The organism is Pantoea sp. GCM10028869, from assembly GCF_042666835.1.
In the GTDB taxonomy this organism is placed as follows: Bacteria; Pseudomonadota; Gammaproteobacteria; order Enterobacterales; family Enterobacteriaceae; genus Pantoea; species Pantoea leporis.
Genome location: NZ_JBHTGO010000005.1, coordinates 419,450 through 431,692, shown reverse-complemented (window position 1 = coordinate 431,692; position 12,243 = coordinate 419,450). Strand labels below are relative to the sequence as shown.

General features: G+C 55.4%; 7 protein-coding genes. 2 read left to right on the top strand and 5 right to left on the bottom strand.

All coding sequences use genetic code 11. From position 1 onward, the window contains the following. Positions 1 to 166 precede the first annotated feature (166 nt). The 4 genes from fhuB to fhuA are packed head-to-tail and all read right to left on the bottom strand — an operon-like array spanning position 167 to position 6,078. Entirely contained in the window at positions 167 to 2,143 is a 1,977-nt protein-coding gene (fhuB, locus tag ACFQW4_RS15955; protein WP_377726162.1) for a Fe(3+)-hydroxamate ABC transporter permease FhuB, read from the bottom strand. After that, positions 2,143 to 3,021 (bottom strand): Fe(3+)-hydroxamate ABC transporter substrate-binding protein FhuD, encoded by an 879-nt coding sequence (gene fhuD, locus ACFQW4_RS15950; RefSeq protein ID WP_377726160.1) that lies wholly within the window; start codon positions 3,019 to 3,021, stop codon positions 2,143 to 2,145. The genes fhuB and fhuD overlap by 1 nt, the downstream gene beginning before the upstream one ends. Positions 3,022 to 3,030: 9 nt before the next feature. Further along, positions 3,031 to 3,825 (bottom strand): Fe3+-hydroxamate ABC transporter ATP-binding protein FhuC, encoded by a 795-nt coding sequence (gene fhuC, locus ACFQW4_RS15945; RefSeq protein WP_007888799.1) that lies wholly within the window; start codon positions 3,823 to 3,825, stop codon positions 3,031 to 3,033. A 54-nt stretch (positions 3,826 to 3,879) separates the two neighbouring features. Continuing rightward, on the bottom strand, positions 3,880 to 6,078 hold the full coding sequence (gene fhuA / locus ACFQW4_RS15940; protein WP_377726158.1) for a ferrichrome porin FhuA: 2,199 nt from the start codon (positions 6,076 to 6,078) through the stop codon (positions 3,880 to 3,882). Between the two features lie 334 nt (positions 6,079 to 6,412). On the opposite strand from fhuA, the gene ACFQW4_RS15935 reads away from it, so the two are divergent. Both ACFQW4_RS15935 and ACFQW4_RS15930 read left to right on the top strand, forming a co-directional pair. Then, positions 6,413 to 8,239 (top strand): glycosyltransferase family 25 protein, encoded by a 1,827-nt coding sequence (locus ACFQW4_RS15935; RefSeq protein WP_377726156.1) that lies wholly within the window; start codon positions 6,413 to 6,415, stop codon positions 8,237 to 8,239. Positions 8,240 to 8,242: 3 nt separating this feature from the next. Then, positions 8,243 to 9,628 (top strand): bifunctional cytidylyltransferase/SDR family oxidoreductase, encoded by a 1,386-nt coding sequence (locus ACFQW4_RS15930; RefSeq protein WP_280172470.1) that lies wholly within the window; start codon positions 8,243 to 8,245, stop codon positions 9,626 to 9,628. 53 nt (positions 9,629 to 9,681) lie between these two features. On the opposite strand, the gene mrcB is transcribed toward ACFQW4_RS15930, so the two are convergent. Next, on the bottom strand, positions 9,682 to 12,222 hold the full coding sequence (mrcB, locus tag ACFQW4_RS15925) for a bifunctional glycosyl transferase/transpeptidase (RefSeq protein WP_217549063.1): 2,541 nt from the start codon (positions 12,220 to 12,222) through the stop codon (positions 9,682 to 9,684). Positions 12,223 to 12,243: the final 21 nt, after the last annotated feature.

Here is a 12,243-nt window from a genome sequence, read left to right as displayed (position 1 = left end):
TCAGGGTTTAATGCCGATCACAGTTAAGCACCGTATCAAATCACCGCAACTTTCGTAGCGGCGCGATTTATCGCGCAATGAATTGCGCCGCTACAATGCGTGCTCTCGGTATGAGGGATTTTCATGCCTTAACTGACGAGCATTACGCCATTCCGGGTTACCCTGATTACGCCCGCCGCAACAGCCAGATAAAATACGGCGCACCAAAGAAGGTCGCCATCAACCCGGCTGGAATTTGATCCGGAAACGCCAGCATCCTGCCGCACCAGTCGGCGAAAATCATCAAGCCGCCGCCCAACAAACCGGCCATCAACACCTGTGGTAATGCACGGCGGAACCCGAGCATGCGCACGATATGCGGCGCCATCAGCCCGATAAAGCTCAGCGGCCCGATGGTCAAGGTTGCCGTGGCGGTTAATGCCGCCGCCAGCAGCAGCAGGCTGAGGCGCGAGGTAGTGAGCGCCATGCCCGCTGAACGCGCGGTAGCGCTGCCGAGTGGCAATAGCGTCAACCAGCGACTTGCCAGCGGCGCCAGCGAAATCAGCACCACACCCACCACCGCGCTTTGCACGGCCTGCTGCATATTGATGTTGTAGGTTGAACCGGAGATCCAGCTCAGCAAGCCCGCCATGCGCGGATCGCCGCTGGCCAGCAGCACCATCAAAAGCGTGACAAACGCGCTGTTAAGCGCCATGCCCGCCAGCAACATGCGTTCTGGCGAAAAGCCGCCGCGACTCGCCACCAGCATAATAATCATCAGCGTCAACGCCGCACCCAGCGCACCGGCAGGCAACAGCCACGCCACCGCATCGCCCGGCACGAAGAACATCATCACCACCACGCCGCACGCTGCACCCGAGCTAATGCCCAACACTTCCGGGCTCGCCATCGGATTACCGGTAAGCCGCTGAATCAGCGCACCCGCCACGCCGAGCATCATGCCCACCATCAGCGCGGCCAATACGCGCGGTGCGCGCCACGGCAGCAGCTGCTGCAGCATATCGCCGCCCACCCACGCAAAGCCGTGCGCATCGCGGCCAAAGGTAATACCAACCCAACTCAATACGCCCAGAATCAGCAATCCGATCAAACACCAGCGTAAGACCTTCTGCCGCTCAGCCGGCACGCTATCGCCCTGATTTAGCGCTGGCGGTACCGATCCGGTACGCAGGCGCGGCAGCAACCAAAGCAGAATCGGCACGCCGATTAGCGCGGTCGCCGTGCCGGTAGACACTTCACGCCAGTGGCTGGTCAGCCATAGCACGCACTGATCGGCCAGCCACAGCAGCAGCGCACCGATCAGCGGCGCCAACATCATGCGGCTCATCAGGCGACGCCCGCCGAGCATCTTCGCCAGCAGCGGCGCGAACAGGCCGATAAAGCCGATGATGCCTGCAACATTGACCAGTTGCGCGCTAAGTAAAATCGCCAGCGCCAGCGCAGCAATACGTGCCGCCGACAGCGCCAGACCGAGGTTTTTCGCTACGCCATCGTCGAGCCCCATCAGCGTCAGTGGACGCAGCAGCGCCAGCGCCAGCACAAACGCCAGCAGCAGACGCGGCCACAGCTGCGCCACATTGTGTCCATCCAGCTGGTTGAGCGCGCCGGTGCTCCACAGGAACATGTTCTGCAGCTGATCGTGATTGAAGATCGCGAAGATTTGATTCACCGAACCGGCGTACAAACTCAGCACCAGCCCAGCCAGAATCAGTGTCACCGGCGACAGACGTTTGCCCCAGGCCACGCCGAATACCAGAATACCGACCATTACCGCGCCGCCCATCGCCGCAAACTGCTGCGTGAACTCGCCGCCCGGCAAATGCCATAGCGTCGCAACGGTAATTCCCAGCTGAGCGCCCGACGACACGCCAAGCGTGGTGGGTTCCGCCAGCGGATTGCGCAGCACCTGCTGAAACAGCAAACCGGCGAGGCCAAGGCCCGCGCCAACCAGCAGCGACAGCGCCAGTCGCGCCAGCAAACTGTGATGAAACACCACTTGCTGGATGTTGTTGATGTCAGGCGCGAAAAACGCCTGCGACCATTGATCGATCGGCAGCGCCTGGCGCAGATTGACCACGGTTAAGGCCAGCGCCAGCAGAAACACCGTACTCAATAGCGCGACGGGAAAAAGATGATTGCGCATCAGTGCGACTCCAGCGCGTGTTCCAGCACGCGGACAAATTTCAGCGCCGAAGAGGTCGCGCCGTAATACCATACCGCCGGCACGCGCTGGAAACGCTGCGCGCGCACAAACGGCAGCGCCTGCCACAGCGCGGTGGCCATCACCTGCTGCATATCGCGATCGTTATCATGATCGAAGCAGATCACCTGCACATCACCCACTTCCGCCAGCCGCTCCAGCCCAACGACTGCGCTGCCCCAGAAGTTGGTTTCGCCCTGCCAGGCATTGCTCAAGCCAAGGATCTCCATCACCTCAAGGAACAAACTGTTTTTACCGAAGGTAATCGCGTGGCGGCTGTCCATCAGCGACATCAGCAGCACCGGACGATCGGCCCACGGCTTGAGGCGTTCACGCGCCGCCGCCAGCTGCTCATCCACATACTGCAGATGCTGCACGGCCTGCGCTTCACGGCCAAGACGTGCGCCGAGCGCCTGCAATGAGTGACGCGCGGTGCTGAGCGGTTTGCCGTCGCCGCTGTTGAGGTCAAAACCCATGGTTGGCGCGATGCGCCGCAGCTTATCCAGCGCCGGACCATAACCATTGGAGTGCAGGATGAGTGAAGGTTCGAGCTGCGTCATCAGCTCCAGATTGGGCTCGGTGCGTAAGCCAAGATCGATCACGCTGGACGGCAGCTGCGGATCGCCGACCCAAATGTTGTAGTTGTGCATGTCGGCCACGCCGAGTGGCGTCACGCCGAGCGCCATCAGCAGCTCCACCGGCAGCCACTCCAGCGCCAGAATGCGCTGCGCATCCGGTATGGCGGCACGCAGCGGCAACGCGGACATCAACGGGGAAAGTGCCAGCGCCATCAGCAGGCGGCGGCGAGAAATGTCGAACATGGCGAGGCCTTAATAAACGAAACTGACGGGCGCGCCGCCCAGCGGATGCGGCAAAATGCCCATCGGAATACCGTAAATGTTGCCCAGCACATCGGCCTGCATGATCACCTCGGGGCCACCTTCGGCTATCACTTCGCCACCGCGCAATGCCACCAGACGATCGCAATAGCGTGCTGCCATGTTGAGATCGTGCAGCACCGCAATCACCGTCAGCCCACGTTCGCGGCTGAGACGCTGAATCAGCGCCAGCACATCAACCTGATGGGCGATATCTAGCGCCGAGGTCGGTTCATCCAGCAACAGGCAGCGACTGTTCTGCGCCACCAGCATCGCCAGCCAGGCACGCTGGCGCTCGCCGCCAGAAAGGCTATCCACCAGACGCCCGGCAAAAGGCTTTAATCCCACCAGCGTAATCGCCTCTTCCACCCGATCGCGATCTTCCTGACCATAGCGGCCCAGCGCGCCGTGCCACGGATAGCGGCCAATCGCCACCAGCTCGCGCACCGTCATGCCTTCCGCCGCGGGCAGTTGCTGCGGCAGATACGCCACCTGACGCGCAAAATCTTTGCTGCCCCAGTTATCTACCGCGTCCTCATTCAGCAACACGCGCCCTTCACTCGCCGCATGGTGACGACCGAGCATTTTCAGCAGCGTGGATTTGCCAGAACCATTATGACCAATCAGCGCGGTGACTTTGCCCGGTGCAAAGGTAAGAGACAGCGGATGCAGCAGCGTGCGGCCTGGCACACGAAAACTGACGTTATCCAGCCTGAAGGTGGTTTCTGCGTGGTGCGGATGCTGCATGATAATCCCTGGTTAATCTGTAGGTCGCCATTGATGGCGACCTGCGTAACACGATCAGAAACGGAAAGTCGCAGTACCGACAATCTGACGCTCAGCGCCCCAGTAGCAGGCGTAGTCGCGGTAGCAGCTGGCGACGTATTCACGATCGAAGAGGTTATTGACGTTAACGCCGATGGTGGAGCCCGGCATGCCAAAGCGTGCAAGATCGTATTTCAGCGCGGCATCAACGGTGGTGTAACCGGCTACGTCGAAGTTTTGGTTCACATCGTCGCCGCTGGCGTACAACCCTTTGCTCTCGCCGACATAACGTACACCTGCACCCACGGTCACGCCCGACAGCGCCGTTTCATGGAAGGTGTAATCACTCCACAGCGATGCCATATGCTTCGGCACCTGCACCGGCGTTTTGCCTTTCAGGTTAGTGTCTTCGGTGTATTCCGCATCAGTGTAGGTATAAGACGCGGTCATATTGATGTTGGCATTCAGCGCGGCTTTGGCTTCCAGCTCCACGCCACGCGAGCGGATTTCACCACTCTGAATGCTGGCATTTGGGTGGTTAAGGGTATCCGGATCGGCCGTCAGGTTTTTGGTTTTGGTCAGCTGATACACCGCCGCCGTCAACACCATCGGACGATCTTTAGGAACGTATTTCACACCGGCTTCATACTGCTTCGCGCGGGAAGGATCAAAGGCTTGACCATCATAAGTTGAACCTGAGTTCGGAATGAAGGCTTCGCTGTAGCTGAAGTAAGGTGCGATACCGTTATCAAACACATAGTTCAGCCCGCCACGCCAGGTGAAAGCCTGATCGTTCTGGCGATCAACGCTACTGGCTACGCGATCATAGACCGAGTTCATCGCGTAATCATAACGACCGCCGAGGGTTAACACCCAGCGGTTCCACTCCATCTGATCCTGCGCGTATAAACCGGTTTGGCGCTGCTTATTGAGGTGCTGATAAGGATTAGGGAACGGCGTCACGCTGTCGTCGCCATATTGTGGATTAACGGCATTCAGCGGTGATGCGGTACCAAATTGCGCATCAATATCGTTACGCGTGCGCTGGAAATCGACACCCAGCAACAGTGTGTGATCAATTTGACTGGTGGTGAATTTGGCCTGCGCCTGGTTGTCGACTGCAAACTGGTTGAGCTTTTCATCAGAAACCGCTGAACCGCGGGTGATTTGCTGTGTTGCGGCATTAAAACCATTGCCATAAATGCTGCGATAATCCGTTCTCAGATCCGCATACCGCAAATTCTGCCGCACCGTCCAGGTGTCGTTGAAACTGTGCTCGAAGTTGTAGCCCACCATCCTGGTGTTGCGCGAAATCTTGTTGCTGTCTTCGCCTTCATCAAAGTTAGTTGGCAGCTTGTAACTGCTGCCGTCAGGACGGGTGATGCCCACCACGGTGCCCTGACGCGGCAACCAGCCGTAATAGCCGGTTTCCGGTTCGTTCTGGAAGTAGGTCAGCAAATCGAAACGCGTATTCTCATTCGGACGCCAGCTGAATGATGGCGCAATGGTGTAGCGCTTCTCTTTGTTCATATCCTGCTGCGCATCGGCGCTGCGCGCGAGACCGGTCAGGCGATAGCTGTAAACGCCGTCATCATCCAGCGAGCCGCCGAAATCGAAACCCGTGGAGAACTGATTGTTTGTGCCCATCTGGAACTGCACTTCACGCAGCGTCTCCTGCGTCGGACGCTTACTCACCAGCGACACCACGCCGCCCGGATTGCTCTTGCCGTACAGCACCGAAACCGGACCGCGCAACAGTTCGGCGCGTTCAAGGAAATAGGGATCGATAGCAAACTCAGAGTAGTTATCACCCTGCAGTTTCAGGCCATCAAGATATTGGTTGGTGTTGGTTTCGCTGAAGCCGCGAATAGAAAGCGCATCGATAACATTGGAGCTACCGCGGTTACCGGTCAACACGCCTGGCGTGTAGTTGAAAGCCCCTTTCACGCTGGTGACGTTTTTCATCGCCATCTCTTCCTGCGTGACTACCGAGATTGACTGCGGGTTCTTCTCGACCGGCGTATCGGTTTTGGTGCCGGTGGCGCTGCGTTTGGCCGCAATGGTTGGCGACGGGCCCCACGCTTTCTCTTGCTCGACTCCGCTGCCGCCATCGGCGCTAACCACCACGGTGTCTTCTGCCAACGCCTGCACGCTGAACGTACCCATAGTCAGTGAAATAAACCAAGCCAGCGAACGCGGGCGTAAGAAACAAGGATTAGTGTTTCGCGTATTCATAAGTGAGGTCTCTCGAAAAAAGTCGATGCAGGCGAATACAAACGAGAATGATTATTATGACGCACGGATTTTAGGCGAAATAGCGTCATATTCGCAACGATTAATGCCTGTAAGCGCGGCGTTTACAGCCAGATCGCGCATATTCATGATCGCAAATAATAAATGAGCAATAAAAGGAGCGGAGACCGGCAATCGGGAAATTGCATTGCCGCACAGAGGAAGTTTATTACATCCCGACAGAGCACCAAACCAACGATAACGAGTAAAATCATAAATTTAAAAAATGGCCCGCTAATTGCTTATCTCCTGCATTCTCCTTCCTGCAGACACACTTATGACCGCTATAAACTGGAACATTGTTGATCGCGTTATCTTCATCAATTTGAAGAAACGCAAAGACCGATTAACCCGCATCACTAAACAACTTAAAAAGCTGGGTTTAACCGCTGAAAAAATCGTTCGCCTGGACGCGATCAAGCATGAAAAGGGCTACATCGGCTGCACGCAATCGCATATCGCCGCGCTGGAGATGGCACGCGATAACGGCTGGGAGCGCGTGCTGATTCTGGAGGATGATTTTAGCTTCAATGAAAGCCAGAAGAACTACGACAATCTCAACCGCTACTTTGCCGCCCTGCCGCAAATCAACTGGCAAGTGGCTTTTCTGGCGGCCAATTACCGCCGAGTCACGCCGTTAAAGAGCGTGGACTATATCGTGCGCGCTAACTTCGCGTGGTGCGCATGCGCCTATATCGTAAATCACCGCTATTACACCACGCTGATTGAAAACTATCACGAGGCGCTGCAGGCGCAATTGCAAGGTGGTGCGCAGGCACAATATGCCCTTGATGTGCACTGGAATAGCCTGATGCAGCAGGATCTTTGGCTGGGCGTATTCCCCAACGCCGGTGTACAACGGCTCGATAAAAGCGATATCGAAAATAGAACGGTAGATTACCGCGCACTCTTCAGAAAACCGTTGAGTCAAATCGTTGCGCCCGCCAAATTCAAACCCTCCACTTCAGGCCCAATTAAAGTCGACTTTTACTTCCAGTGGCCACCGGGTTGGACGAACTTTGAATCGGTGATTGAGGCGATGCAGGCCAATCCCGCGTTCGATTGCCGCATCGTGGTGGTGCCTTACCTGAACTGGAAGGCGAGCGATGTTAATGGCGATATTCAGCGTGAGATTCTGCGTGAAAGAGGGCTGGATTACACAGGATTTGAAGACTACCAGTTAGAGGAGCGTCAGCCCGATGTGGTGTTCTTGCAAAACCCTTACGACGAAGCACGCCCCGAAGCCTTTCGCAGCGACTACCTGCATGAGCGCGGCGTGAAAATCGCTTACATCCCTTATGCGCTCGATACCGGAATTGGCGCAGAGAGCATGGTGTATCAATATAATTTGCTTTGTCAAAATCTGGCGACGTGGATATTTGCCCGCTCGGAAAAACATAAAACTGAGTTTGCGCTGCAGTGTCAGGCAGGAAATCGCCATGTGCACGTTACCGGCCATCCTAAATTTGACCACTATCAGCGTCGTTTCCATCTCACGGATAACCTGCCGGCTCAAACGGTAACCACCTTCCTGTGGACGCCGCATTTCGTACTGCCTGGCGACCAGAAGATGTACACCACGTTCAGCCTTTACTGCTCGGCGTTCTTAAAACTGATTGAGCGTCAGGACATTCATCTGATCATTCGCCCCCATCCGCTGCTGAGCCAATGGATAGGTGAAGCCAACCCAACGGCACAAAGTCTTTATCAGCAGTTACAGCGCGCGTCGCAGCAACACACCAATCTGGAGTGGGATCTCGGGCATGATTACACGCTGACTTTTGCGCGTTCCGATGCACTCATTGCGGACGCCGGTTCCTTCCTGCTGGAATATCTGCCGTCGAAAAAACCCATCCTCTACCTCACTCACGAAACCTGTCACGGTTTGAACCGCACTGCAGAATTCATTTATGACGCCTACGACGTTGCCTGGTGTGAAAAGGATATTTTCACCTTTGTAGACAACATTGTCGCGGGTCACGATGCAATGAAAGTGCGCCGGGAACAAGTCCTGCGTGAGGAACTGCAGATAGAAGAGAGAACAGCGGGCGAGAAAATCGCTGAAATTATTTGTTCATCACTCAGACCGCAAGCGGCGGAATAAAAAATGAAAAATGTAGCCATAATACTTTCTGGCGGTACAGGCACCCGCTTTGGCAGCGACAAGCCAAAACAATTCGCCAAGTTAGCGGGACGTGCCGTGATTGAATACACCATCGAACGTTTTGAAAAATCGGCCGACATTGATGAAATTATTATCGTCTCACAAAATGAGTACATCGATTACATGTGGGAGTTGGTGGCAAAAAATCAGTGGCACAAAGTGAGTAAAGTGGTGAACGGCGGTAAGGAACGTTTTGACTCAACATATTCCGCGCTGAAAACCCTTATCAACTATGACGGTCATTGTAAAATCTTACTGCATGATGCCGTGCGTCCATTAATTAGCGACACTATTATTCGCAAATGCGTAGATGCACTTGAATCCTTTGACGCCGTAGATGTGGTGATCCCCTCAGCAGATACTTTAGTAGAAGTTCACGATGATGGCTGCATTGCCAATATTCCTCATCGTGCCAGCATGCGCCGAGGCCAGACCCCTCAGGCATTTCGTCTGGAAAAAATTCGCCAGGCTTATGAGAAAGCAGCGGCCATGGGTAAGTTTACGTTTACCTGCGACTGCGGAGTATTGCGTAATATGCTGCCTGAAACGCGTGTTATTACCGTAGAGGGCGATGAGAACAATATTAAAATCACCCATCCACTTGATCTCTTTATCGCAGAGAAATTGCTGCAGGAGAAAAGCTCACACGCATTGAATTCTGCAAATCTCGATTTCCTGCGCGATAAGCATATGGTTATTTTTGGTGGAGGTAGCGGAATTGGTCTGGAGATGATGAAAGTTGCCACGCTGTGTGGGGCCAAAGTACATATTGCCAGTCGTTCACATAATGATATCGACATTACTCATCTCGACAGCGTAAAAAACTATTTAACTGACATTGTTGCCGAGCATGGCAATATTGATTTTATCGTCAACACTGCGGGTGTCTTGATTAAGAAACCGCTCTCCACGCTTACTCAGCAGGAAGTGATGGCGCTGATTAACATTAATTATCTGGGAGCCGTAAACGTGGCAATTGCGGCAAAAGAGCGGTTAATCTGCAACTCCGGCATGTTATTGAATTTCACATCCAGTTCTTACACTCGTGGACGGGCTTTTTACGCCCTTTACTCATCGGCAAAAGCTGCGGTAGTCAATCTGACTCAGGCGCTGGCGGAAGAGTGGATTGAGGATAAAGTCAAAGTGAACTGCATTAATCCTGAGCGTACCGCCACACCGATGAGAACCGTTAATTTTGGCGAGGAACCTGCAGATTCACTGCTACATGCACGAGACGTTGCAGTAAAAAGCCTGGAAGTTCTCGTGACGCAAAGTACTGGTATGGTTATTGATATTCGCAAAAGTAATTGTAAGAATCAGCCCAGCTAACCACCTATCCCAATAAAAAAGGGCGCCGCAGCGCCCTGTGTTTTCTCAGCAACTTATTTGCTGCCGAACATATCTTTAATCCAACCCGCCACGCCGTCAGAATCTTTCTGCTCATTCTGTGGCTGATGTTGTTGCTGCTGTTGCTGTTGCTGCTCTTGTTGCTGCTGCAACTGCTGCTGTTGTTGCTGAACCTGCTCTTGCTGCTGCTGACACAGCGCGTTCGGATCCAGCGACCACACCGGCAACGAACGCCATGTGCTGCTGCCCGTACCGCAGATAAAGTTACCGGCAGAATCGATATTCATCTGCGTGATATCTTCCGGCGGCGTCAGCACCAGCGGCATTGGCGCCTGGTTATCGAGATAGCGACGATAAAGCTGCATTGCACCGCTGGCACCGTACAGCTTCGAGGTTTGGTTGTTATCGCGGCCAACCCAGGTAATCGCCACTTCTTTGCCATCAATACCGGCGAACCAGCTATCGATCAGGTCATTGGTGGTACCGGTTTTGCCAGCCAGATGCGCTTTAGGATAACGCGCACCCAGCGCACGCGCGGTACCGTGATCGGCGACCTGCTGCATGGTGTAGAGCGTCAGATACGCCGCCTGCGCCGGTTCAACACGCTGCGCCTGCGGATAGCTCTGATACAGCACCGTGCCATCTTCCGCAATCACCGAACGTACCGCCGACAGCTCAGCGCGGTTACCGCCGCTGGCAATCGACTGGAACGCCTGCGCCACTTCAATCGGCGTCAGGTTCAGTGCACCCAGCAGCATTGACGGCACCGGATGCAGCTGATCTTTCGGCACACCGAGCTTGTTCCAGGTATCGACCACCGCATCCAGTCCCAGCGTCATACCGAGGTTGACGGTTGGCACGTTCATCGAGTTGGTCAGCGCATCCACCAGCATCACTTTGCCGCTGAAACGACGATCGTCATTCATCGGTTTCCAGATGCTGCCGTTCGGCTGTTTCAGCGCAATCGGTTCATCGGCGATCCAGCTGTTGAGGCGATAGCTGTTCGGCTGGCTCAGCGCGGTGAGATAGGTGGCCGGTTTTGCCAGCGAGCCAATCGAACGACGTGCCTGCAGCGCGCGGTTGTAACCGGCGAACTGCGGATCGGCACCGCCGACCATGGCGCGCACTTCACCGCTGAAGCGATCCACTACCACCATCGCGGTTTCAAGATCTTTCAGGCCACGCTGTTTTTTCAACGTTGGAATGCCTTCAATCACCGCTTTCTCTGCGGCATCCTGCGAAATCGCATCCAGCGTGGTGAAAATCTTCACGCCGGAGAGATCTTTCATTTTGTCGCCGAGCTTAGCCTGCAGCTCGTTACGCACCATCTGCATAAATGCCGGCTGAGGCGTGATCACGCCGCCTTTTGGCTGCACGCCAAGCGGACGCGCCGACAGCATGTCATACAGTTCCTGATCGATGACGTTCTGCTGCTGCAACAAACGCAGCACCAGATTACGTCGCTCCAGCGCAAGTTTCGGGTTACGCCATGGATTGTACAGCGATGCGCCTTTCACCATGCCGACCAACATCGCCTGCTGATCGAGGCTCAGCTCATCCACCGGACGACCAAAGTAGTAAAGGCTCGCCAGCGGGAAACCGCGGATCTGGTCATTACCGGTCTGGCCGAGATACACCTCATTGAGATACAGCTCGAGGATGCGATCTTTGCTGTAGCGCGCATCCATGATCACCGCCATATAGGCTTCACGCGCTTTACGCCACAGCGAACGCTCATTGGTGAGGAACAGGTTTTTCACCAGCTGCTGCGTCAGCGTACTACCGCCCTGCACCGCTTTACCGGCGGTGATGTTGGCGAGGAACGCACGACCAATCGAATACGGGCTAATGCCGTCGTGCTCGTAGAAGTGGCGATCTTCAGTGGCGATCAAGGTGCTCACCAGCAGATCCGGGAAACCGGCGCGCGGCACGAACAGACGCTGTTCACCGTTCGGCGACTGCAACATGGTGATCAGGCGCGGATCGAGGCGGAAGAAGCCAAAATCGCGGCCGGTATCGAGATTTTTAATCTCGCTCAGCTCATTGTTGCTAAAGGTCAGGCGCGCGTTGATCTGCCCCTCTTTGCTGTCCGGGAAATCAAACGGACGGCGCAGCAGATCAATGGTGTTGCCTTTGACGCTAAACTCGCCCGGACGGGTAATGCGCGACACTTCGCGATACTGCGTGCCTTCCAGCAGCGCAATCATCTCTTTTTTGTCGTACGACATGCCCGGCTCGAGGCTAACCATGCGGCCATAAACGGCGGCCGGCAGTTGCCACACTTTACCGTCGATGCGGCTGCGGATTTCCGAGTCGAGATAGACGCCCCAGGCGGCCATCACCACCACAAAGACCAGGAAGAGTTTAATCAACCAGCCCAACCAGCGACGTTTGCCGCGTGGCGGACGTTTTTTACTTTTTGGTGGCACCGGTCCACTCTCCTCATCTTCTTCGTCAAAATCGTCCTGATCGATATCATCATCAAGTTCCCTGCGGCGACCCCGCCGCGCACTGCTGCGCGGCGGCTTTGGCGCTTTTCCTTTGCGCCCGATAGGTTCGCGATCGTTCCCAGACATGCTTTTATTCTCCAGGTATTG